The organism is Pseudomonas fluorescens Q2-87 (assembly GCF_000281895.1).
GTDB classification, from domain to species: Bacteria; Pseudomonadota; Gammaproteobacteria; order Pseudomonadales; family Pseudomonadaceae; genus Aquipseudomonas; species Aquipseudomonas fluorescens_S.
In genome coordinates this window covers 227,867-250,818 of sequence record NZ_CM001558.1, presented here as the reverse complement: position 1 = coordinate 250,818, position 22,952 = coordinate 227,867, and the positions used below count along the sequence as shown (strand labels likewise).

The following is a 22,952-nucleotide window of genomic DNA, read 5'->3' as shown; positions in this document are numbered from 1 at the left end:
TGACGTGAGTGCGGCTCATACTAGACCTCTGCTGCAACCGCCGCTAGGGCATGTTGACAGTACACAAGACGTTGCGTTGCAAGGGACGAAAAATCTTCTGCACCAGTGCCTGGACAACCCATCACTACAGAGATCGTCACTGGCATAATTTCTCGATTCGAGACCGGAGAGCAGACATGTCGCGTCACCTGTTTTTATTGCTGTGCATCGCTTGCTCCACGGCCATGGCCGTTGAAAAAACCGGCGCAAACGATGCACACGATTTGGCTTATAGCCTTGGCGCAAGCCTGGGTGAACGCCTGCGCCAGGACGTGCCCGACCTGCAGATCCAAGCGTTGGTCGAAGGGCTTCAACAGGCTTATCAGGGCAAGCCATTGGCACTCAAGGATGAGCGCATTGAACAGATCCTGGCCGAACATCAGGCACAACTGACGGCCTCATCGACAACCCCGCAAATTGAAGTGGCGTTGAAGACGGAGCAGAAATTTCTCAACGCAGAAAAAAATCGGCCCGGCGTCCAGCAACTCGCCGACGGCATCCTGCTGACCGAAATCAAGCCAGGCAAAGGTGCGAAGGCCGGTCCTCATGGCAAGGTCCAGGTGTTGTATATCGGTCGGCTGCCGGACGGCACCGTATTCGACTCCAACCACCAGGCGCAGTGGTTCAATCTCGACAGCGTGATTGATGGCTGGCGCAGCGCATTGCCGCAAATGCCGGTAGGCGCTAAATGGCGGTTGGTGATTCCTTCGACCCTGGCCTATGGCGCCGAAGGTGCCGGGGACGTAATCCCACCCTTCACGCCATTGGTGTTTGAAATCGAGTTGCTGGGCGCGACGACCTGACACTGCCCGAAACGAAAAACGGTGCGCAATGCGCACCGTTTTTGATGACTGCGAACCCTCAGGCCTGGACCGCAGCTTCTTCCTTGTGAGCGTTGTGCAGCACTTCGATCAGGCAGTCTTCCAGTTCGAAACGTTCGTGCAGCAAGCCGCCCAGCTCCTTGAATTTTTCCGCGACGCACTTGCCTTCATCACACAGGTCGTTGAACGCCAGCAGCTTTTCGGTGATGACGTCGATGCGCGGATAGATCTGCTCGGCAAGTTCCAGGCCGCGCTTGTCGTTGAAGGCCTTGGCCTCGCCCGTCAGTTGTTCGTAGATCTCGAAATGACCGGCAGACACATAGTCGACCAGCACACCGCAGAACTCCAACAGGGGCTTGCGGCTTTCGCCCAGCGCTTCAGGCTTGTCGCCGAGAGCGTCATAGGCCCGAACCAGTTCGTGACGCTCCTGCAACCAGCGGTCGATCAGCAGATGCACCCCACCCCAGCGTTCCTGAGCATTCTGACAACTTTCGAGCATGGTGATTTCTTCCCTTGTGAGTCATGCCCCTCGCAGCCTGCACGCGCCTGATTGATCAGGGACAAGCCAGGCACAACGTGATCGAGCGGCACAATTCCAATAACACGTGCCGGCCAGATTATGCCCGCACGACAACGGCTTCAAGGTACGCAGGAGATAATGTTCATACAAGTGTTTAATCCAATACCCGGACCAGCTGCGACGTATCGCCGCTAAGCGGGCGCACCAGGGCGTTCCAGACCAGGCGCAACAGCAGGTAGCTCATTGCGATCGAGACTGCGAGAAAAAACAGCAGGCTCCACTCCGGGATACTCAAGTCGAACAACGTCCAGGTGATATTCGCGCAGTCGACCGCGCCATCAAGAACGCTGCGCAGGGCGCACCACCAAGAGTCCGCCCTGTCGAGCGGAGCGACGCAACTGGGCAACCGCTCGAACGAACGGCTCTGCATCAGCACCTGACGCCAGGCCAGGGTCATTCCGGCAGAGGCAAAAACCAATCCCATCGCCCCGTAGACGATGCTGCCCTTTTGACCTGGACCGTGTACGCAAGCGATGAGGCCGTTCACCAGGAACAGCAGCAGGCACAACCGCTGCAAGACACACAGACTGCAAGGCGTCAGACCGACCGAATATTCCAGATAGCTGGCAATGCCAAAAGCCAGGGCTGCGGCGGTGGAAGCCATGAGAAACGAGAAGCGTGAGCTGGCCAAGGACATGGCGGTTCCGTAACAGAAGAGACAAGTAGTTACGGTAGAGGAAAGCCCTCGGGCCTTTCAAGGCGGGCCCGGGCAGACAGTTCACCAGGGATGTAGGGAATTCCCGACGGGTACAAAGGGATTCGGCGCAACGCGCTGTAGGACTTTGCCGAAGGCACGAGCAAAGCGCCTAAATCGGGCCTGTTATCGCGCCGCTCATTCAAGAATCGCGTCATCCCGGGGGGTGAGGAAGCTTGCCTCCTCACCCCATGGACTCATGTCGATTTTAAGATTGTCCCGCCGACTCAAGTAGGCAGGACCTGGGCCGGGACCGGCAACGGTGCGGCCAGCAAGCGTTCATCCAGCAGCCCCAAGCCTTCCTGGAACAATTGATTGCTGCGCTCGGCATCCCCCAGTTGCGCCAGCAACCGTGCCAGTTCGGCGCACGCTTCGGGGTTACGCTGGACCCGCAAGCTGCTTTCCAGATAATCCCGAGCCTTGCCCCACAAGCTGCCTTGCAGGCACAGGCGCCCCAGCGTCAGCAGCAGGCTTGGATCGGCCGGATGGTCCTTGAGCCAGCCTTCGGCCGTTTGCAACTGTCGAATCGGATCGTGACCACGAACCAAACCGTAGAGGCGCGCCAGATGGCTGTCGTACTGGCGTTTGAGGGCGACCCGCAGCACCTCTTCGGCTTCGGCCTGGGCGCCCAGCTGTCGCAGTTGCTCGGCATAGGCCAGGATCAACGCCGGCTCCTGACGCTGCGCGGAGGTCAGTTGTTGCCAGGCACGATTGAGCGATTGCAGGCCAACAGTGCCGTCCTCCTCACGATGGGCTGCCAGGGTGAGGTTCTCGCCCCATGCCCGACGCTCCAGCTCCGCCAGTTCGCTGGCCGGCAGTACTTTGTCCTTGCGCAGTTCAGGCAGCAGACGGATCACTGCCGACCAATCGCCGCGCTGCTGATGCAATCGTTGCAATTGGCGCAGGGTCTGGGCGTTATGGGGATGACGCTCATGCATGGCTTGCAACGTATTCAACGCGCCCTCGGTGTCGCCGCGGTCGGTCTGCAATTGCGCGTGGGTGAGCGCAATGGCCAGTTCCGCCTGGGGCTGACGCTCCAGGGCGCGCTCCAGCAAACTGTCGCTCTGCTCGTAAAGCCCTTGTTCATTGGCCGCCCGGGCAGCGCCGAGGTAATACAACAATGGCTGGCGCTCGGCCTCGGCGGCACGATGCAGATGCCGCTGGGCGCTGGCCCAGCGACCTTCGGCCAGGTCCAATTGGCCGTGTTCGATTGCCACTTGCACGCGACGACTGCGATTGCGCCGCGACCATGGATTGACCACACCGGTAGAAGTGGTCACCAGCCCGATCAAGCCGCTGACGCCGCGCCACAGCAACCAGAGCACGGCGACCAGTGCCAGGGTGACCCACAGGCCGGCTTCGTAGCGGAAGTTCTTGTATGCCACCAGCACGTAACCCGAATGCTCGGAAATCGCTACGCCCAGCAAGGCGGCGGCAGCGATGACCACGAACAGAATCACGTAGAGACGCTTCATGGCGTAGCCTCCTGCCCGCCCGCCTTGGGCAGCGGCTTGACCGACTCTTCGGCGTTCAGGTTACGACGCTCAAGATAGGCCTGGACGCTGCTCAGCGTGCCCGTCAGGTCTGGCGTGACCACTGTCACCGGTAGCCTGGACAGCTCAACCACGCGTTCGAGCATGATCTTGCTCTGCGGATTGTCCTGATTGAAGTTGTTCTTCAGGACGTCCCGTGCTTCGGTCAGCGCCTGGGTGTACACCGGCGCCTGGCCATTAAGAGCGGCCCATTGCGCCTGCTCCAGCGCCAGGCTGAGGGCCAGGCGCACTTGCATCAAGCTTTGCCCGGCCAGGAGCGGACGGACATTCTCATCGGCGTTGAAATCGATGCGGATGTAATGCGAGATCTGGTCCCACCACTGTGCCCAGCGGCTGGCACCATCGCCATCGGCGGTCAGGCCCAGCAGGGATTCACCGCGGTCCTTGTATTCGGGCGCCAGCTCACTGAGTTGCAGCACCTGGTCACGCAAGGCACCCAGTTGCAGGAACAACCCGGTGCGATCCGGTTGCTCGGTACTGCGCAACGCGGCGAGGGTCTTGGCCAGTTGCTCACGGGCAGCGAACGAACCAGGATCGTTTTGCTCGCGCAGGATTTCGTCAGCACCCTGCACCAGGGCCTGGGCACTGTTGATGTCCTGCAATGCAGAAAGACGCAGGCTGGCCAGGCGCAACAGGTGTTCGGCTTCAGCCAGACGCCAATCCTTGCGGCTCGCGCCAAGCACGGTTTCCAACCGCTGGTTCAAGCGCTGCTGATCACCTTGCAACTGGGCCACCAGGCGACGACGCTCCTCGAGCTCTTCGGCCGGGGGCAACTGCGCCAGGCGCTCGGTCAGGCGCTGCTCATTGAGCTTGAGCGTCTGGGCCTGGTCACTCAACGCCTGGACTTGGGTGGACTGTTGCTGGTTATTGGCTTGCAGATGACGTACCTGCCACACACCCCAACCGCCAACGGCCACGCCGGCGGCTCCGAGCAGCAGTGCAACAATCGCCAGCCCGTTGCCGCGACGCGGTGCCACCGGGGCCGGAGGTTCAACCGGCGCAACGATCGCTGGCTGGTCTTGATCTTCTTTTGGCAAGGCTGTTTCGCTCACGTATCCATCCTTTGCATTAGAAAACGGCACGGACTGTTCCCGTAACGCCGCCAGCAAAGCCGCGGCGTTGGCGCCACGGCAATCCACAACTGTTCGGGCCCCAGCGGCACGCGCCATCTCGGCAACCCTTGGGCTTGGAACAAACAACGGCAACTGCGCCAGCGTCGGCCACGCATCGCCCGCCAGCCGCTGCAGATGCTCGAAGCTCTGCCCACTGCTGACCACCAGCGCGTTCAAGCGTTCCGCTTCAACCCGCGCCGGCAATTCGCCTTCGCGGTAATGCGGCAGGCCGCGACGGTACAATTCCAGATAATCGACCCTAGCACCTTGCTCGCGCAAACGCTCTGCGAGCAAGCCGCGTCCACCCTCGCCCCGCACGATCAGGATCCGTGGTTCGGGCCGTGTGACAGCCTGGCGCAACGCAGGGAGTTCGAGCAAGGCTTCGCTGTCGTCGCCGCTCTCGGGGTAGAACACCGTGAGGCCGGCACCGGCCAGGATTTCACCGGTGGCGGCCCCGACGCTGAACCATGGCTGATCTGGAGGTTGGGGCCAATATTGGCGCAGCAGCTCCACGCACAAACGTGCCGCAGGCTTGCTGACGACGATCACGGCACAATATTGGTCCAACTGCTGGAGGATCGTCCGCTCGGCATCGCCCAGGGGCAGCGGCGCGATATCCAATAACGGCAGGCTGCTGCTGAAGACACCCGCCTCGGCCAGGACAGCCGCCAGGGCCGAGGACTCATCCGCCGGCCGGGTGAGCAGCAGTCGCCAGCCCGTCACGCGTGGCCAGCCTCGCCGTAGACTTTCTTGAGGATGTCATCGGCGCCCTGGCTCAACAGATCCTCGGCCACCCGCACGCCCAACGCCTCGGCATCGCTACGCGGCGCCCGGGCCTGGGCACTGAGCAACCGGCCACCGCTCGGATCGCCTACCAGCCCGCGCAACCAGACGTGGTCGTCTTCCAGCACCGCGTAGCAGGCGATCGGGACTTGGCAGCCGCCGTTGAGATGTTTGTTGAGGGCGCGCTCGGCGAACACCCGCGTGGCGGTGTCTTTGTGATGCAGCGGCGCCAGCAGGGCCTGGATGTCGCTGTCGGCACTGCGACACTCGATGCCCACGGCGCCTTGCCCGCCGGCCGGCAGACTGTCGTCGACACTGATGGCCGAGGTGATGCGGTCTTCGAAGCCCAGGCGGATCAGGCCGGCGGCGGCGAGGATGATCGCGTCATATTCGCCGGCGTCGAGCTTGGCCAGGCGCGTGTTGACGTTGCCGCGAAGGAAGCGGATCTGCAAATCCGGACGACGCGTCAGCAACTGGGCCTGGCGACGCAGACTGGAAGTGCCGACCACACTGCCGGCCGGCAGCGCTTCAAGGCTGGGAAAGGTGTTGGAAACGAACGCATCTCGCGGATCTTCCCGCTCACAGATGCAAAACAGGCCCAGGCCTTCGGGAAAGTCCATCGGCACGTCTTTCATGGAATGCACGGCGATGTCGGCTTCGTTGTCCAGCAACGCGGTTTCCAGCTCCTTGACGAACAGACCCTTGCCGCCGATTTTCGACAGGGGCGAGTCCAGCAGCTTGTCGCCGCGACTGACCATGGGCACCAGCGTCACGACGAGGCCGGCATGGGCGGCTTCCAGACGGGCTTTGACGTATTCGGCCTGCCACAGGGCCAGGGCACTTTTACGAGTGGCAATGCGGATCTCGCGAGGGGACATGGATCAATCCGTACTTAAAAGATACGGCGGATAATAACAGCTCAGTCAAAACCGCTTTGACTTGAATCACGACCCCATGCCCTCCCTGGCCGCCATCGCCTTTGCAAATGGCGCGCTGAATCTCGCAACGCCGGGTTAAAGTTGCTGCATCATCTTGCGCACGCCGGCCACGTGCCGCCGACTGACGATCAGCGCGTCGCCATTAAGGCCCTTGAGAAATAACTGGAAATGCCCAAGGGGCGTGCGTTGCAGGCGCTCGATACGCTCGCGGGCCACCAGGGCATTGCGGTGGATGCGCACGAAGCGTTCGCCGAACTCGTCTTCAAGAGCCTTGAGCGGTTCGTCCAACAGCACCTCGCCACTCTCATGGCGCAGGGTCACGTATTTGTGGTCGGCAATGAAATAGACCACCTGGTTCAACGGGATCAGCTCGATGCCTTTTCGGGTGCGCGCACTGATATGGCTGCGCGGGCCGCTGCCGCTTTCGGCCGCTGGGCGCGTCAGCGCGGCCAGTTGCACCCGGTTGGGCCGCTCAGCCTTGCGCAAGGCTTCGACCAACGCCTCGGCTGCCACCGGTTTGACCAGGTAGCCGACGGCGCCAGCCTGCAACACCTCGGGTGGAAAATCATCCCGGGTGGTACAGAACACCACGGCGGGCGGCGACTCGCGTTCACACAACTTCGCCGCGACCTGCAGACCGTCCAGGCCAGGCATGCGAATGTCGAGCAGCACGATATCCGGTTTGTGGCTGTCAATAAGGGCCAATGCCTCTTCGCCATTGGTGGCGCTCGGCTCCAGGACACTGTAACCCTCGAGCTCGCCAACCATTCGGCTCAGGCGCTCGCGGGCCAGTGGTTCGTCATCAACGATCAGGACATTCATATTGCGCTGGATTCCTGCGTGAGTCTCGCACAAGGATAGCGTAGTAAGGGGAAGTGACATCCGTCACCGCGATCCACGCTAAGACTCGTTCGAGGGCCAAAAAGTGCCGCGAAGCGGTTGTCTATCTTTACCAGCGCTTGCCGACCGATGCTCGAGGCCCGTTGTCGCACGGCGTCGCCGTAGGGATTGTTAACTCTCGATCTGATCAATATGAGCTCCCCCTTCTTTTATTCGTCCGGTGCGCCATGGATGGAAAAAGCAAAAGTCCTACCGTCCACTGTAGACGGTTGCCAAGACGATATTGCTCAATCGAAAAATATCGTTGTACGAAAAATCCCGCTGTAACGCCCGGCTTACATCGAAAAACCTGCCGACCAGTGCCAGCGCCAGCCCTGGCAACCCTGCTATCATCCGCCGCAGCCTTTAACCGCTACTTTTTCCACAGCCGATCACGAGCGAATTCATGAGCACTGACAAGACCAATCAGTCCTGGGGCGGCCGCTTCAGTGAACCCGTCGACGCCTTCGTCGCCCGCTTCACCGCCTCCGTCAACTTTGACCAGCGCCTGTATCGCCACGACATCATGGGTTCGATCGCCCACGCCACGATGCTGGCCAAGGTCGGCGTACTGACCGATGCCGAACGTGACAGCATCATCGACGGCCTGAAGACCATCCAGGCTGAAATCGAGGCCGGCCAGTTCGACTGGCGCGTCGACCTCGAAGACGTGCACATGAACATCGAGGCGCGCCTGACCGATCGCATCGGCGTGACCGGCAAGAAACTGCACACAGGCCGCAGCCGTAACGACCAGGTCGCGACCGACATCCGCCTGTGGCTGCGCGATGAAATCGACCTGATCCTGGCCGAGATCACCCGCTTGCAAAAAGGCTTGCTGGAGCAGGCCGAGCGTGAGGCCGGGAGCATCATGCCGGGGTTCACGCACCTGCAGACCGCTCAACCCGTAACGTTCGGGCATCACATGCTGGCCTGGTTCGAAATGCTCAGCCGCGACTACGAGCGCCTGGTCGACTGCCGCAAACGCACCAACCGCATGCCCCTGGGCAGCGCCGCGCTGGCCGGTACCACGTACCCGATCGACCGTGAATACACTGCCCAGTTGCTGGGTTTCGACGCGGTGGGCGGCAACTCGCTGGATAACGTCTCGGACCGCGATTTCGCCATCGAATTCTGCTCCGCCGCCAGCATCGCGATGATGCACCTGTCGCGGTTCTCCGAAGAGCTGGTGCTGTGGACGAGCGCGCAGTTCCAGTTCATTGACCTGCCAGACCGCTTCTGCACCGGCAGCTCGATCATGCCGCAAAAGAAAAACCCCGACGTGCCGGAACTGGTCCGGGGCAAGAGCGGCCGGGTGTTTGGTGCGCTGATGGGCCTGCTGACCCTGATGAAAGGCCAACCGCTGGCCTACAACAAGGATAACCAGGAAGACAAAGAGCCATTGTTCGACGCGGCCGACACCTTGCGCGATTCGCTGCGGGCCTTTGCCGACATGATCCCCGCCATCAAGCCCAAGCACGCGGTAATGCGTGAAGCGGCCCTGCGCGGCTTCTCCACCGCCACCGACCTGGCCGACTATCTGGTACGCCGCGGCCTGCCGTTCCGTGACTGCCATGAAATCGTTGGCCATGCCGTGAAATACGGCGTGGACAGCGGCAAGGACCTGGCGGAAATGAGCCTGGACGAGCTGCGCCAGTTCAGCGACCAGATCGAGCAGGACGTGTTTGCAGTATTGACCTTGGAAGGCTCGGTCAATGCCCGCGACCACATCGGCGGTACCGCGCCGGCTCAAGTCAAGGCGGCCGTGGTGCGCGGCCAGGCGTTGCTGGCCAGCCGCTAAAAGCCAAAAGCTTCGCGAGCAAGCTCGCTTCCACAGTAGATCTCTATATGTTCACAAGAATTGTGTTCACTGGGGATCCAATGTGGGAGCGAGCTTGCTCGCGAAGGCGATCCTGAGATCACCTCAACACTTCACTTCTTGGCAGCGATCATCGCCAAAAACGCCGGCATCGCCGCGTCTCGATCCGCCGCGATCCGCTGCACATGCGGGTTCTGCTCCATCCGCTCCATCAGCGCCTTGGCCGCCGGCATGTCTGCCAACAGGTCGATATCGAACAGCTTCCTGCCCACCTGCAGGGCCAGCGATAAGCTGTAGAGAAAATACAGATCGGCCAGGCTCATGCTATCGCCCGCCACGTAGGGCGAGAATTTGCCGTGCCTGCCGAGCGAAGCGAACCCCAGGAGCAATTCGGCCCGGGTCTTTTCCTTGATGGCATCGGGTACCGTCATGCCGAAAAACGCTTCGCCGTAGCAGGCTCGCCCCGGCAGCTCGATGTACAACTCGATCTCTCTGCACAAGGCCAATACCTGGGCACGCTCGAACGGGTCACTGGGCAGCAAGGCTTTGCCAGGTTGGGTTTGCTCGATGTATTCAAGGATCACGCTGGTTTCGTTGATGAACCCTTGCTCGGTTTTCAGCACCGGCACCTTGCCGCGCGGGCTGACGGCCAGGGCTTCGGGAGTCTGGCTGGGGTAGAACAACACTTCTTCGAAGGGCAAGCCCTTCTCCAGCAGCGCCAACTTGACCATGTTGTAATAATTACTGACGGAGAAACCATAAAGCTCAAGCATTACAAAGCCTCCAGGCCGTGCGGGGTGGGCAGCCTAGCGTTATAGACTGCCCAGGCACTTCTCGCCAGGCGCATCACGCCGCGCAATGCAGGTAAACTGGCGGCCTTCATTCAAGGAGCCTGCCATGAGCGAGCCAACCGACATCGACAGCGACGAGGAAGAATTCGTCGAGAACACCCTGATCCAAGCCATCGAAAACCAGATCGAAAGTGACAACCCGCCAGCGGCGAAAGCCACGTTCAACAAATTGACCCTGGTGGGTTATGAGCGCGACGAGATTCTCAACCTGATGGCCCATGTGCTGGCGGTGGAGATCGACGCGATCTTGGAAGAAGACCGCCCTTTCAATACCGAGTGGTACGAAGCCGCATTGCGCGCGCTACCTGAGTTACCGCCGGAAAAGAACTGAACGACAGGCAAAGTTGCTTCTGTGGCAAGCCCTGTGGCGAGGGGATTTATCCCCGCTGGACTGCGCAGCAGGCCCAGAATCGTGATGAATCCATTTTCTTAGGGCCGCTTCGCGCCCCAACGAGGATAAATCCCCTCGCCACAAGGAACTTGCCTGGACTCGCTACAAAAAACCAAAAAGCATGACACTGACACTGGACAGCCCGCCCGACTACGCTCACCTTAGTGACGCTGTCGTCCAAATTCCTAGAAAGTCTGGAGTCCTTATGTCGCTTACCCCTGAGCTGGTTGCCGAACTGGAAATCCTTGCACTCTTCAACCTGGACAGTTCCCAGGAAGGCCTGAAAATTCATCAGACCGCTGCCCCTAAAGCCATTGCCGCCGCCCAACGCCTGTACGAAAAAGAACTGATCAGCCAACCCGATGGTGGTTATCTGACCAGCCTGGGACGCGATGCGGCGCAAAACATACAAACCGTTCTGACCATACTCAGCGTCCAAGAAGCCGCTTGATCCCCCTGTCGCCCACGGAAATCTCCTTGCTCGGGATTTCCGCAGGCGCATTGGCGCCTGCCTAAGAAAAATCTGACGCCAAATTCCTACTTTCAGCTTAAGAATTCCTCAATCCGGGCGCTAAACTGCCATCACCTGTGTTCTCCCACGTTCGATGCCGCGAGCCGGTTTGAGCCGACATGACCCGCAACCATGAAATACGCCCCGATCTGGACGAGGGAATCGACCGCAAGGTCCTGAGCCAGCTGCGCGCCCGTTTTCTCAAACTCAACACCGTCCGGATGGATCGCGCCCTGGAAGGCCTGTCGCCTCGCCAGCAAGGCGTGTTGACGCTGCTGCCGCTGTTCTTTCACGTCAATCATCCGCTACTGCCCGGCTACGTCTCCGGCAGCACGCCGGCCGGATTGTCCAACTACGAGCCCGATGCCAACGTTCTCGCCGAGGCCCAGCGGCTGACACGGTCGTTCTCCTACAAACCGCGCCACGGCAGCAACCCGCCACGGCCGATCCTCGGGCTGTTCCTGATGGGCAGCCTCGGCACCCTCGCCCAGGCTGACCAGAGCGACATGGACGTGTGGGTTTGCCACGGCCCGGACCTGAGCGATGACGAACTGGCCGAGCTGCGCAAAAAATGCCAGTTGCTGGAGACATGGGCCGCGACCCAGGGCGCCGAAGCTCATTTTTTCCTCATCGATCCGGCGCGTTTCGTGCGGGGCGAGCGGGATAACCAACTCAGTTCAGACGATTGCGGCACGACTCAGCATTACCTGCTGCTGGACGAGTTCTACCGCACCGCGATCTGGCTGGCCGGGCGTACGCCGATCTGGTGGCTGGTGCCGGTGTATGAAGAAGACAATTATGAGCAGTACACCCATACGCTGATTTCCAAGCGCTTCATCCGCGCCGACGAAACGCTGGATCTCGGGCACTTGGCTTATATCCCGCCAGGCGAGTTCATTGGTGCCGGCCTGTGGCAGCTGTTCAAAGGCATCGAGTCGCCCTACAAGTCAGTGCTCAAGCTGCTGCTGACCGAGGTCTACGCCAGCGAACATCCCGACGTCCGCTGCCTGAGCCTGCGCTTTAAGCAAGCCGTGTTCGCCAACCGCCTGGACCTGGAAGAACTCGACCCCTACATGGTGGTTTACCGCCGCCTCGAGGAATACCTCAGCACCCGTGGCGAACCCGAGCGCCTGGAACTGATTCGCCGGGCGCTGTACTTGAAGGTCAATCGCAAGCTCACAGGCCAGGGACGCAGCAGTGGCTGGCAACGAGTACTGCTCGAGCGACTGGCCCGGGAATGGGGCTGGGACCAGCGGCAACTGGCGCTGCTGGACAGCCGCAGCCAGTGGAAGGTGCGCCAGGTCAGCAACGAACGGCGCGCGCTGGTCAACGAACTCACTCACAGTTACCGCTTCCTGACGCAGTTCGCCCGCACTGAAAAAACCGTCAGCGTCATCAACAAGCGCGACCTCAACGTTCTTGGCCGGCGCCTGTATGCAGCCTTCGAGCGCAAGGCCGACAAGGTCGAATTCATCAATCCCGGCATCGCTCCGGACTTGGCCGAAGACACCCTGACGCTGGTCCAGTCGCCGAACAAGAAAGAGCCGGGACAGAACCAGTGGGGCCTCTACAACGGCAGCCTCAACGCACTGGAATGGGAAAATTTCGCGCCGATCAAGCGCAGCCGTGAATTACTGGAACTGCTGACCTGGTGCCATCGCAACGGCGTAATCGACAGCAGCACGCGCCTGGCGCTGCACCCCGGCGACAGCGACCTGAGCGAGTTCGAGCTGTTCAACCTGCTCGGCAGTCTGCAACAGACCATCGCCCTGCCCCTGGCCACGGTGGACGAAGCGCAATTGCTGCGCGCCAGCGTACCCGGCGAAGTGTTGATCCTGGTGAACGTCGGCGTTGATCCGCTCAAGCATCACCGCGACCTGAATATCCTGATGACCACCGAGCGCACCGACTCCCTGAGCTACGCCGGAGTCAGGGAGAACCTGGTGCTGACCCTCGACCAAGTCACGCTCAACACTTGGAACGAAGTGCTGGTCAACCGCTTCGACGGCGAGCATGCCTTGCTCGACTGCCTGCGCGATTACCTCAACGATCTGCCCAACGACCAGCGTCAACCGCGTTTGCAGGTGCGCTGCTTCTGCCACAACCGCGCCCAGTTCATCGCGCGGCGCGTCGAGGAAGTCATCGAAACGGCGCAGACCCTGCTACTGAGCAGGCTCAATTATCGTTATCTGCTCCAGGTCCAGCAGCACTACCACGTGCTGGAGCTGGTGCCCGGCCAGGTCAATCACGTGGCGCTGGGCAGCCTGTCGGCGCTGACGGATTATCTGGGTGAAGAACCGACCGCCTACAGCCCGCTGCACCTGGACCCGATGGCCCTGGACGACCACGACCTGGCGTTGATCCTGCCCATGGGCCAGCCCGAGTGCATCCAGGTGTTCTACCGGGTCTACGAGGACGAAGCCGATCTGTACGTGCTCGATGAGCTCAACGCTCTATGGCAGCAGCGCCTGCCCTATCACGACGAACAAAGCTTGCTGGTGCCGTTGCAGCGCTTCCTGCAATCACTGTTGTACCGCCGGGACGCGCTGTTATCGATGGAGGTTGCCCAGCCGTTGGGCCTGGAAACGCTCTACTATCAGTTGCTGCCCTCAGGCAGTGGCCGGGCGCGGCGGATCGAAGCACGGTCGGCCCCGCAGACGCCGGTGAACAATCCGTTCTATGACGTGCAGGCGATCATTGGCAAAGCCGCGCACGGTCAAGTGCACGTCACCCTGTATTGCGATCAGCAGGAGTTTTCCGAACTGGAGCATGGCGACCAGCTGTTTCGCGTGGTCGCCAGGGAAATCATCGGACAGCGCCGCGAAGCCCAGCGCTATCGTTGCTATATCACCGACCTGGACCTGTCGGGGCTGGTGGGCGACGATGCCTGTTCAAGCAATCTGTACCTGCGCTACAAGGCCGACCTGGAACGCGCCCTGAACGAGGCACTGGCCCTGGTCTGAAATATCCGGACACTTAAAGGTGGAAATCGCCGCCTGCTTCCGGCTGATATTCAACGTCCAGCAACGTCAGTTTCAACGTCTTGCCGCCCGGGGCCGGCCAGTCGATGTGCTGGCCGACCTTCAGGCCCAGCAAGGCGCTGCCCACCGGCGCCAGGATAGAAATCCGGCCTTCGTCGGCATTGGCGTCCTGTGGATAAACCAGGGTCAGGTGATAATCCTTGCCACTGCTTTCTTCGCGGCAGTGCACGCGTGAATTCATGGTCACGACGTCGGCGGGCACTTCATCGTGGCCCACCAGGGTCTCGGCGCGATCCAGCTCGGTTTGCAGCGCAATCACGCCCGGCAGCGTCTCGTCGAGGCTGTCGATCAGGCGTTCCAGACGCTGTACGTCCAGACGGGTAAGGGTGATGGAAGGTGCGGTCATGATTCAGGCAGACTCCTTTCTTCTGCACAAAAAAAGCAAAACCCCGCCAAAGGAAGACGGGGTTTTCACCAGCCTCGATGAGTTGAGGCATAGCCGGACACTACCACAGCTCAATAAATAAACAACCCAGGCGGACAGTGGCGTTGATCAGGCTGAGGATCGTCGTTGAGCCGCCTCGGCACAGATGGCCCGCCGTCGCTCATCATCGGCCGAGCGCCACTGGCGGATATCCTCCACGTGACGGAAACAGCCGAGGCAGACCTTTTGCTCATCGAGCTTGCACACGCCGGTGCACGGTGACGGCACGGCCGGGCTGACATTGCTGTAGAGCGGCTTGGGCGGACGCGCCTGGGCAGTCTGGCTCACGCGGTCACAGGCCTTCGAAATCGAGTACCACATCCGCCTGCTGCTTGACGATCCGCTCGAGCATCTCGCCCAACTGCTCTTCGCTCTTGTCGCACATCCAGCGCTCGCTTTCCTCGTCGTAGTCGAAGTGGAAACCACCGGAGACGGCTGCCAGCCACAATTGCCGCAACGGCTCCTGGCGACTGAAGATCAACTGGCTGCCGTTCTCGAACTTGACGGTCAGCACACCGGCGGAGCTTTCCAGGTCGATGTCCAGGCCGCTGTCGTCGAAGACATCTTCCAGCGTTTGCTGGGTCGCATCGACCAGATCGTGGAAACGGGCTTCAGTCAAACTCATTGTGGCAACCTCGAAAATGTCTGCTCATGCTCAAGCGCCGCAAGATACGGACGCCGCCCGACGATTGCAAAGGATATACCGATCAACGACACCAGCGCCGCCGGACGGGAGCCCCGTTGCATAGGCAAGCTGCCGGGTGGCCGGTATACTCCGGCGCAATTAACGCATTTTCAAGGATTTCGCCATGAAGCGCCTGATCTCTTCCCTTGCTGCGCTCGTCGCGGTTGCTTGCCTTGTGACAGCCTGTGGTCAAAAAGGTCCGCTGTACCTGCCGGATGACAGCAAGTCCCCTGAAGAACAGGCCAAGTCGTCGCAATCCAAGGCCCACGCGCACGACACCCACACCACTTACTAAGGGAACGCCATGGACGCTTTTAACTACCGTGGCGGGGAGCTGTTCGCGGAAGGGGTTGCCCTGTCTGCGATCGCCGAACGTTTCGGCACGCCGACCTACGTCTATTCCCGTGCACACATCGAAGCCCAATACCGCACGTTCGCCGATGCCCTCGACGGCATGCCGCACCTGGTGTGCTTCGCCGTCAAGGCCAACTCCAACCTGGGCGTGCTCAATGTCCTGGCACGCCTGGGCGCCGGTTTCGACATCGTTTCCGGCGGCGAGCTCGAACGCGTCCTGGCCGCCGGGGGCAGCGCCGACAAAATCGTCTTCTCCGGCGTCGGCAAGACCCGTGAGGACATGCGTCGCGCCCTGCAAGTGGGGGTCCACTGCTTCAACATCGAATCCACCGACGAGCTCGAACGCCTGCAAGTGGTTGCCGCCGAGCTGGGTGTCCGTGCACCGGTTTCCCTGCGCGTGAACCCTGACGTCGATGCCGGTACCCACCCGTACATTTCCACCGGCCTGAAGGAAAACAAGTTCGGCATCGCCATCGCCGACGCCGAAGACGTGTACGTGCGCGCCGCCCAACTGCCGAACCTGGAAGTGCTGGGCGTCGATTGCCACATCGGCTCGCAGCTGACCACTCTCGAGCCCTTCATCGATGCCCTCGACCGCCTGCTGGCACTGGTCGACCGCCTCGGCGACTGCGGGATCTACCTGCGGCACATCGACCTGGGCGGCGGTGTCGGCGTGCGCTACCGCGACGAAGAACCGCCGCTGGTGGCCGACTACATCAAAACCGTGCGCGAGCGCCTCGAAGGTCGCGACCTGGCGCTGATGTTCGAGCCAGGCCGCTACATCGTGGCCAACGCCGGCGTGCTGCTGACCCAGGTCGAATACCTCAAGCACACCGAGCACAAGGATTTCGCCATCGTCGATGCGGCGATGAACGACCTGATCCGCCCGGCGCTGTACCAGGCGTGGATGGACGTGACGGCGGTACGCCCGCGCGATACCGTTGCCCGCAGCTATGACATCGTCGGACCGATCTGCGAAACCGGCGATTTCCTGGCCAAGGGCCGGGAACTGGCGCTGGAAGAAGGCGATCTGCTGGCCGTGCATTCGGCCGGTGCCTATGGGTTTGTCATGAGTTCCAACTACAACACCCGTGGCCGTTGCGCCGAGGTGCTGGTGGACGGTGATCAGGCATTCCAAGTGCGTCGCCGCGAGACGGTAGCCGAGTTGTTTGCCGGCGAAAGCCTGCTGCCGGAGTAAAACCATGCTGCTGCGTTTTACCAAGATGCACGGCCTGGGCAATGACTTCATGGTCCTCGACCTGGTCAGCCAGCACGCGCACATCCTGCCCAAGCACGCCAAGCAATGGGGCGATCGGCACACCGGTATCGGTTTCGACCAGTTGCTGATCGTCGAGGCGCCCAATAACCCGGACGTGGATTTCCGTTATCGGATCTTCAACGCCGACGGTTCGGAAGTGGAGCAATGCGGCAACGGTGCGCGCTGCTTCGCCCGCTTCGTGCTGGACAAGCGCCTGACCGCCAAGCGGCAGATTCGCGTCGAGACCAAGAGCGGCATCATCGAACTGGATGTGCGCAGCGACGGCCAGATCGGCGTGAACATGGGTGCCCCGCGCCTGGTGCCGGCGGATATTCCGTTCGAAGCACCGGCCCAGGCCCTGAGTTATCAGGTCGAGGTGGACGGCGCCACGGTGGAGCTGGCGGCGGTGTCCATGGGTAATCCCCATGCTGTGCTGCGAGTGGCCGATATCAACAGTGCCCCGGTGCATGAGCTGGGGCCGAAAATCGAGCATCATCCGCGCTTTCCGGCGCGGGTGAACGTCGGTTTCCTGCAAGTCATCGACCGCCATCGCGCCCAACTGCGCGTCTGGGAACGTGGCGCCGGGGAAACCCAGGCCTGCGGTACCGGCGCCTGCGCCGCTGCTGTCGCCGCGATCAGCCAGGGGTGGATGGATTCGCCATTGTTGATCGACCTGCCGGGCGGGCGCCTGTCCATCGAATGGGCAGGCCCTGGCCAACCGGTGATGATGACCGGCCCGGCGGTACGCGTATACGAAGGACAAGTTCGTCTTTGAGTGAGCCAATCCCATGACCGACAAGCCACAGGTTCCAGCCCCGCAGCCCGACGAATCCACGGATCAGCTTACCCAAGCTGCGTCCGTGGCCGCTTACCTGGAGGCTCACCCGGACTTCTTCGTCGAGCATGAAGAACTGCTGGCGACCATGCGCATTCCCCATCGACGCGGGGACACCGTGTCGCTGGTGGAACACCAGATGAAAATCCTGCGCGAGCGCAACATCGAAATGCGCCACCGTCTTTCGCACCTGATGGACGTGGCCCGGGACAACGACCGGCTCTTCGACAAGACCCGCCGCTTGATCCTGGCATTGATGGATGCCAGCACCCTCGAAGATCTGGTGATGAGTGTCGAAGACAGCCTGCGCCAGGATTTCCAGGTGCCTTTTGTCAGCCTCATCCTGTTCGGCGACAACGCCATGCCCGTGGGCCGCTGGGTGACCCACGCCGAAGCCCAGACGGCCATCGGCGGCCTGCTCACGGAAAACAAAAGCGTCAGCGGCAGCCTGCGCGAACATGAGCTGGACTTCCTGTTCGGCGAAGAACAGCGCCAGCAGATCGGCTCTACCGCAGTCGTCGCCATCGCCCATCAAGGCGTACACGGCGTGCTCGCCATCGCCAGCCGCGATCCGCAGCACTACAAGAGTTCGGTGGGCACGCTGTTCTTGAGCTACATCGCCGAAGTCACCGGCCGCGTGCTGCCACGGGTCGCCGGTTCGCTGCGCTCGGTACGCTGACAATGGAACGACAGCTGGACGCCTACTGCGAGCACCTGCGCAGTGAGCGCCAGGTGTCGCCCCACACGTTGTCGGCCTATCGTCGCGACCTGGAAAAAGTACTGCACTGGTGCCAGAAGCAGAACATCGACAGCTGGTCGGCATTGGACATCCAGCGCTTGCGTAGCCTGGTCGCACGCTTGCATCAGCAGGGGCAATCTTCCCGCAGCCTGGCGCGGCTGCTATCGGCGGTGCGCGGCTTGTACCAGTACCTCAACCGTGAGGGCCTTTGCACCCACGATCCGGCTACCGGTCTGGCGCCGCCCAAGGGCGAACGCCGGCTGCCGAAAACCCTCGACACCGATCGTGCGCTGCAATTGCTCGAAGGTGCGGTCGAGGATGATTTCCTGGCGCGGCGAGACCAGGCGATTCTCGAACTGTTCTATTCCTCCGGCCTGCGGCTTTCGGAGCTGACGGGGCTGAACCTGGATCAACTGGACCTGGCCGACGGCATGGTCCAGGTGCTCGGCAAGGGCAGCAAGACACGCCTGCTGCCCATCGGCCGCAAGGCCCGCGAGGCGCTGGACCTCTGGCTGCCGCTACGGGCGCTGGCCAACCCTGCCGACGACGCCGTTTTCATCAGCCAGCAGGGCCGACGCCTCGGTCCACGGGCGATTCAGCTGCGGGTCAAGGCCGCCGGCGCACGCGAGCTGGGCCAGAACCTGCACCCGCACATGCTCAGGCATTCGTTTGCCAGCCACCTGCTGGAGTCCTCCCAGGACCTGCGTGCCGTCCAGGAGCTGCTCGGCCATTCGGACATCAAGACCACCCAGATCTACACCCATTTGGATTTCCAGCACCTGGCGACGGTCTATGACAGTGCCCATCCCAGGGCCAAACGCATCAAGGGCGACGAATCATGACCATCGAGCTCATCACTTTCGACCTGGACGACACCCTGTGGGACACCGCTCCAGTGATCGCCAGCGCCGAAGCCGTATTACGCCAGTGGCTGACCGACAACGCACCTGACCTGGGCGGCGTGCCGGTGGAACATCTTTTTTCGATTCGCGAGCAAGTGTTACGCGAAGAACCCGGGCTGAAGCACCGCATCAGTGCGTTGCGCCGGAGGGTGCTGTTCCGTGCCTTGCAGGAGGCCGGCTATGATCAGTGGCAGGCATCGGAACTGGCGGACCAGGCATTCGAGACGTTCCTGCATGCCCGCCATCAGTTGGATATTTTCCCCGAGGTGCAGCCCACCTTGGAGATCCTGGCCAATCGTTACGCCCTCGGGGTGGTCACCAATGGCAACGCCGACGTGCGTCGCCTGGGGTTGGCGGATTATTTCAAGTTCGCTTTGTGCGCCGAGGACATCGGCATCGCCAAGCCCGACGCCCGGCTGTTCCACGAAGCCTTGCAGCGCGGCGGTGCCACGGCGCAGACCGCCGTGCACATTGGTGATCACCCAGGCGATGACATCGCCGGCGCCCAACAGGCCGGCCTGCGCGCGGTGTGGTTCAACCCAACGGGCAAAGCCTGGGATGCCGAGCACGCGCCGGATGCAGAAATCCGCAGCCTGACCGAATTGCCCGAATTGTTGGCCGGCTGGCATAGCCAGTCCTGAACCCTTTTAAGCGGTGTACTGCGGCGCTATGCCGGACGCAAATTCTGTGGGAGCGGGCTTGCTCGCGAAAGCGATGGGTCAGCTTGCACAGTTGTTGAATGTAACGTCGCCTTCGCGAGCAAGCCCGCTCCTACAATGACTGCGCCCATGAAAAAGCCCGCAGCGACGGCGGGCTTTTTCAGCAAGCAAGAAGCAGAAACTCAGATAGGGCGGCTGCCGTACTTGTTGTCAGGCTTCTTGGGCGGATCGGCGACCACGTTGGCCTCCACTTCCACCACTTTGCCGCCCTTGGCCAGGAATTCCTCCATGGCCCTGGCAAGCGCGTCACGCTCCTTGTTCTTGGCCTCTACGCTCGGCAACTCGTCGACCGACACTGCGGCCTTGGCCTTGCCTTTGGCGGTCGGCGCCGGTACATCGGCCCCATCGTCGTCGGCAACGTCTTCAGCCGCCGCTTCCAAGCCTTCTTCGGCTTCGTCTTCATCGCCTACTTCGAGGTCGTCGTTTTCCAGATCATCGTCGCTCATGTTCTACCTCATGACTTGCGAAAAGCAGATTAGTTATAGCCCAGCTTCGCCATCTGTCGAAGGCTGCCAGAAAAAATTCAACATCCGCCGGCAATCAGCGGTCATGCCCCTTCACCGTACAAGGTGGCGAGGACTTTACGAGCACCGCCATGATCACGGTGCTCGCCCAGATAAACACCTTGCCAGGTACCCAATGCCAGCCTTCCCGCCGTCACCGGCAGGCTGAGCTGGCAACCGAGCACGCTGGCCTTGAAGTGCGCCGGGAGGTCGTCCAGGCCTTCGTCGTTGTGCTCATAGCCGGCGGTTCCTTGTGGGATCAGCCGATTGAAAAAACGTTCGAAGTCTCGACGTACCGCCGGATCAGCGTTCTCGTTGATGGTCAACGAGGCCGAGGTATGCTGCAGCCACAGATGCAACAGACCGACACGACACGCCTGGAGTTCAGGCAGGCCGGCGAGCAGTTCGTCTGTCACCAGATGAAAGCCCCGGGGCCTTGCCCGCAGGGTGATCAGCGTCTGTTGCCACATACAGATCTCCACACGTTCGGCGCGCATTCTAGCGCGCTCTGGGAAAAAACAAAGGGCCTAATATTCTTGCCTCCATGTAAGCCATTGGCGGTTCAAAAACCCATGTCGCATACACAACAAAAGGCGTCGGAAAAACCCGCACTTCCTGTGAGCAATGACAAATCGCAGGCAAAAAAATGCCCGGCGAACCGGGCATTTTTTTTGCGCTTGCTTACAGGTTGTAGCCGCGCTCGTTGTGTTGGGCCAGGTCCAGGCCCACTGCTTCTTCTTCCTCGGAGACACGCAGGCCCATGACCGCGTCCAGTACCTTGAGAATGATGAAGGTGACGATCGCCGTGTAGACCACGGTGAAGCCCACGCCCTTGAACTGAATCCACACTTGCGCGCCGATATCGGTCACGGTGCCGAAGCCACCCAGGGCCGGCGCTGCGAACACACCGGTGAGGATTGCGCCGAGGATACCACCGATACCATGCACGCCAAAGGCGTCCAGGGAATCGTCATAACCGAGTTTGCGCTTGAGGGTGGTGGCGCAGAAGAAGCACACCACGCCCGCTGCCAGGCCGATGACCAAGGCGCCCATCGGGCCCACGGTACCGGCGGCCGGAGTGATCGCTACCAGGCCCGCCACAACGCCCGAGGCAATGCCCAGTGCGCTTGGCTTGCCATGGGTGATCCACTCGGCAAACATCCAGCCCAGCGCCGCGGCAGCGGTGGCAATCTGAGTCACCAGCATCGCCATGCCCGCGGTGCCGTTGGCGGCAACGGCGGAGCCGGCGTTGAAGCCGAACCAGCCAACCCACAGCATGGCCGCGCCCATCAGGGTGTAACCCAGGTTATGCGGAGCCATTGGCGTGGTCGGGAAGCCCTTGCGCTTGCCCAGTACCAGGCATGCCACCAGGCCGGCGATACCGGCGTTGATGTGCACCACGGTGCCGCCAGCGAAGTCCAGCACGCCCCAGTCCCACAACAGGCCGCCGTTACCGGACCAGACCATGTGCGCGATTGGCGCATACACCAGGGTGAACCACACGCCCATGAAGATCAGCATGGCGGAGAACTTCATCCGCTCGGCAAATGCACCGACGATCAGGGCTGGAGTGATGATGGCGAAGGTCATCTGGAAGGTGATGAACACCGCTTCCGGGAACAGCGCCGTCGGACCGGTCAGGCTCGCTGGCGTAACGCCCGCCAGGAATGCCTTGCCCAGGCCGCCGACGAAGGAGTTGAAGTTGACGACGCCCTGCTCCATGCCGGTGGTGTCGAACGCGATGCTGTAGCCATAAATGACCCACAGGACGCTGATCAGACCGGTAATGGCAAAGCACTGCATCATCACGGAAAGGAGGTTTTTTGACCGGACCATGCCGCCGTAGAACAGCGCCAGACCGGGAATGGTCATGAACAGTACAAGAATCGTGGCAGTCAGCATCCAGGCGGTGTCGCCGGAGTTCAGGACTGGGGCTGCCGCTTCTTCCGCCATGGCCAGGCCAGGCATTGCGAAGGACAACAGGGCTCCTAGCCCTGCGAATTTACGCAGAGTCATATTGTTTTCTCCTGGGGCGTTGGGTTTGGCGGCTTAGATGGCGTCGGTATCGGTTTCGCCGGTACGGATGCGAATAGCCTGTTCCAGATTGACCACGAAGATCTTTCCGTCACCAATCTTGCCGGTGTTGGCGGCCTTGGTGATCGCCTCGATCACGCGGTCCAGATCCTTGTCGTCAATGGCGACATCGATCTTCACCTTGGGCAGGAAATCGACCACGTACTCCGCGCCGCGATACAGCTCGGTGTGACCTTTCTGCCGACCAAAGCCTTTGACCTCGGTAACGGTAATGCCCTGCACGCCGATCTCGGACAACGACTCGCGTACATCGTCCAACTTGAACGGCTTGATGATGGCAGTGACTAGCTTCATGAAACTTTCTCCCGAATTGGTGGACTTGCCCCAGGAAAACAAACCCGACTCAAGTCTAAGCGCAGTGCCTGGCTTTGTAACGCATCGTCGGCCCAAGTTGCCCGACCGGCGCCAGTTAACCGCTCCTGACGAA

At 61.3% G+C, this 22,952-nt stretch carries 25 protein-coding genes and 1 pseudogene; 11 read left to right on the top strand and 15 right to left on the bottom strand.

Features of this window, described 5'->3' with window-relative positions; all coding sequences use genetic code 11:
- Positions 1 to 176 precede the first annotated feature (176 nt).
- On the top strand, positions 177 to 842 hold the full coding sequence (locus PFLQ2_RS26245) for an FKBP-type peptidyl-prolyl cis-trans isomerase (protein WP_003177326.1): 666 nt from the start codon (positions 177 to 179) through the stop codon (positions 840 to 842).
- Positions 843 to 900: 58 nt separating this feature from the next.
- Here the strand turns inward: PFLQ2_RS26245 and PFLQ2_RS26250 are convergent, their stop codons facing one another.
- The 7 genes and pseudogenes from PFLQ2_RS26250 to PFLQ2_RS26270 form a co-directional block, all read right to left on the bottom strand.
- Positions 901 to 1,359 (bottom strand): Rsd/AlgQ family anti-sigma factor, encoded by a 459-nt coding sequence (locus tag PFLQ2_RS26250; protein WP_003177325.1) that lies wholly within the window; start codon positions 1,357 to 1,359, stop codon positions 901 to 903.
- 175 nt (positions 1,360 to 1,534) lie between these two features.
- A complete protein-coding gene (locus tag PFLQ2_RS26255) occupies positions 1,535 to 2,077 on the bottom strand; it encodes a disulfide bond formation protein B (protein WP_003177324.1) in 543 nt (180 codons plus the stop codon).
- Between the two features lie 284 nt (positions 2,078 to 2,361).
- The gene (locus PFLQ2_RS26260; protein ID WP_003177323.1) at positions 2,362 to 3,609 is read right to left on the bottom strand and encodes a heme biosynthesis protein HemY; all 1,248 of its coding nucleotides are present in this window, start codon (positions 3,607 to 3,609) and stop codon (positions 2,362 to 2,364) included.
- Positions 3,606 to 4,739: a uroporphyrinogen-III C-methyltransferase gene (locus PFLQ2_RS30535; protein ID WP_033046367.1), complete on the bottom strand. Its 1,134-nt coding sequence runs from the start codon at positions 4,737 to 4,739 to the stop codon at positions 3,606 to 3,608. Before PFLQ2_RS30535 ends, PFLQ2_RS26260 begins: the two co-directional genes overlap by 4 nt.
- Before the next feature lie 36 nt (positions 4,740 to 4,775).
- Positions 4,776 to 5,522 (bottom strand): annotated as a pseudogene (locus tag PFLQ2_RS30530) (uroporphyrinogen-III synthase); the annotation flags it as partial.
- Positions 5,519 to 6,460: a hydroxymethylbilane synthase gene (gene hemC, locus PFLQ2_RS26265; RefSeq protein WP_003177321.1), complete on the bottom strand. Its 942-nt coding sequence runs from the start codon at positions 6,458 to 6,460 to the stop codon at positions 5,519 to 5,521. The pseudogene PFLQ2_RS30530 and the gene hemC, both read right to left, overlap by 4 nt.
- A 135-nt stretch (positions 6,461 to 6,595) precedes the next feature.
- Entirely contained in the window at positions 6,596 to 7,342 is a 747-nt protein-coding gene (locus tag PFLQ2_RS26270; protein WP_003177320.1) for a LytR/AlgR family response regulator transcription factor, read from the bottom strand.
- A gap of 463 nt (positions 7,343 to 7,805) precedes the next feature.
- On the opposite strand from PFLQ2_RS26270, the gene argH reads away from it, so the two are divergent.
- On the top strand, positions 7,806 to 9,200 hold the full coding sequence (gene argH, locus PFLQ2_RS26275) for an argininosuccinate lyase (RefSeq protein ID WP_003177318.1): 1,395 nt from the start codon (positions 7,806 to 7,808) through the stop codon (positions 9,198 to 9,200).
- A 131-nt stretch (positions 9,201 to 9,331) separates the two neighbouring features.
- Here the strand turns inward: argH and PFLQ2_RS26280 are convergent, their stop codons facing one another.
- Positions 9,332 to 9,991: a glutathione S-transferase family protein gene (locus PFLQ2_RS26280; protein WP_003177317.1), complete on the bottom strand. Its 660-nt coding sequence runs from the start codon at positions 9,989 to 9,991 to the stop codon at positions 9,332 to 9,334.
- Positions 9,992 to 10,115: 124 nt separating this feature from the next.
- Between PFLQ2_RS26280 and PFLQ2_RS26285 the strand changes: the two genes are divergently transcribed.
- From PFLQ2_RS26285 to PFLQ2_RS26295, 3 genes are all read left to right on the top strand, one after another.
- The gene (locus PFLQ2_RS26285; RefSeq protein ID WP_003177316.1) at positions 10,116 to 10,400 is read left to right on the top strand and encodes a hypothetical protein; all 285 of its coding nucleotides are present in this window, start codon (positions 10,116 to 10,118) and stop codon (positions 10,398 to 10,400) included.
- Positions 10,401 to 10,665: 265 nt separating this feature from the next.
- Entirely contained in the window at positions 10,666 to 10,911 is a 246-nt protein-coding gene (locus PFLQ2_RS26290; protein ID WP_003177315.1) for a TIGR02647 family protein, read from the top strand.
- A gap of 179 nt (positions 10,912 to 11,090) precedes the next feature.
- Positions 11,091 to 13,934 carry a class I adenylate cyclase gene (locus tag PFLQ2_RS26295; RefSeq protein ID WP_003177314.1) on the top strand — a complete coding sequence of 948 codons (2,844 nt, stop codon included), beginning with the start codon at positions 11,091 to 11,093 and terminating at the stop codon, positions 13,932 to 13,934.
- A 13-nt stretch (positions 13,935 to 13,947) separates the two neighbouring features.
- On the opposite strand, the gene rnk is transcribed toward PFLQ2_RS26295, so the two are convergent.
- The 3 genes from rnk to cyaY form a co-directional block, all read right to left on the bottom strand.
- Complete coding sequence (gene rnk, locus PFLQ2_RS26300; RefSeq protein WP_003177313.1) at positions 13,948 to 14,358, bottom strand: nucleoside diphosphate kinase regulator; 411 nt, start codon at positions 14,356 to 14,358, stop codon at positions 13,948 to 13,950.
- A gap of 147 nt (positions 14,359 to 14,505) precedes the next feature.
- Entirely contained in the window at positions 14,506 to 14,724 is a 219-nt protein-coding gene (locus PFLQ2_RS28430) for a DUF1289 domain-containing protein (protein ID WP_003177312.1), read from the bottom strand.
- A gap of 4 nt (positions 14,725 to 14,728) precedes the next feature.
- Complete coding sequence (gene cyaY / locus PFLQ2_RS26305) at positions 14,729 to 15,061, bottom strand: iron donor protein CyaY (RefSeq protein WP_003177311.1); 333 nt, start codon at positions 15,059 to 15,061, stop codon at positions 14,729 to 14,731.
- Positions 15,062 to 15,245: 184 nt separating this feature from the next.
- Between cyaY and lptM the strand changes: the two genes are divergently transcribed.
- Genes lptM through PFLQ2_RS26335 form a run of 6 tightly spaced genes read left to right on the top strand, consistent with a single transcriptional unit; the run spans position 15,246 to position 19,850 of the window.
- Positions 15,246 to 15,416: an LPS translocon maturation chaperone LptM gene (gene lptM / locus PFLQ2_RS28420; protein WP_003177310.1), complete on the top strand. Its 171-nt coding sequence runs from the start codon at positions 15,246 to 15,248 to the stop codon at positions 15,414 to 15,416.
- 9 nt (positions 15,417 to 15,425) lie between these two features.
- The gene (gene lysA / locus PFLQ2_RS26315; protein WP_003177309.1) at positions 15,426 to 16,673 is read left to right on the top strand and encodes a diaminopimelate decarboxylase; all 1,248 of its coding nucleotides are present in this window, start codon (positions 15,426 to 15,428) and stop codon (positions 16,671 to 16,673) included.
- A gap of 4 nt (positions 16,674 to 16,677) precedes the next feature.
- Entirely contained in the window at positions 16,678 to 17,508 is an 831-nt protein-coding gene (gene dapF / locus PFLQ2_RS26320; RefSeq protein ID WP_003177308.1) for a diaminopimelate epimerase, read from the top strand.
- Positions 17,509 to 17,521: 13 nt separating this feature from the next.
- Positions 17,522 to 18,247: a DUF484 family protein gene (locus PFLQ2_RS26325; protein ID WP_003177307.1), complete on the top strand. Its 726-nt coding sequence runs from the start codon at positions 17,522 to 17,524 to the stop codon at positions 18,245 to 18,247.
- A 2-nt stretch (positions 18,248 to 18,249) separates the two neighbouring features.
- Positions 18,250 to 19,149, top strand: coding sequence for a tyrosine recombinase XerC (xerC, locus tag PFLQ2_RS26330; RefSeq protein WP_003177306.1), 900 nt, complete (start codon positions 18,250 to 18,252; stop codon positions 19,147 to 19,149).
- Complete coding sequence (locus PFLQ2_RS26335; protein ID WP_003177305.1) at positions 19,146 to 19,850, top strand: HAD family hydrolase; 705 nt, start codon at positions 19,146 to 19,148, stop codon at positions 19,848 to 19,850. The genes xerC and PFLQ2_RS26335 overlap by 4 nt, the downstream gene beginning before the upstream one ends.
- 200 nt (positions 19,851 to 20,050) lie before the next feature.
- Here the strand turns inward: PFLQ2_RS26335 and sutA are convergent, their stop codons facing one another.
- The 4 genes from sutA to glnK form a co-directional block, all read right to left on the bottom strand.
- Entirely contained in the window at positions 20,051 to 20,374 is a 324-nt protein-coding gene (gene sutA, locus PFLQ2_RS26340; RefSeq protein ID WP_003177303.1) for a transcriptional regulator SutA, read from the bottom strand.
- 101 nt (positions 20,375 to 20,475) lie between these two features.
- Positions 20,476 to 20,901, bottom strand: coding sequence for a secondary thiamine-phosphate synthase enzyme YjbQ (locus PFLQ2_RS26345; RefSeq protein WP_003177301.1), 426 nt, complete (start codon positions 20,899 to 20,901; stop codon positions 20,476 to 20,478).
- A 211-nt stretch (positions 20,902 to 21,112) separates the two neighbouring features.
- Positions 21,113 to 22,447: an ammonium transporter gene (locus PFLQ2_RS26350; RefSeq protein WP_003177300.1), complete on the bottom strand. Its 1,335-nt coding sequence runs from the start codon at positions 22,445 to 22,447 to the stop codon at positions 21,113 to 21,115.
- A gap of 33 nt (positions 22,448 to 22,480) precedes the next feature.
- On the bottom strand, positions 22,481 to 22,819 hold the full coding sequence (glnK, locus tag PFLQ2_RS26355) for a P-II family nitrogen regulator (RefSeq protein WP_002555808.1): 339 nt from the start codon (positions 22,817 to 22,819) through the stop codon (positions 22,481 to 22,483).
- Between the last annotated feature and the right edge of the window lie 133 nt (positions 22,820 to 22,952).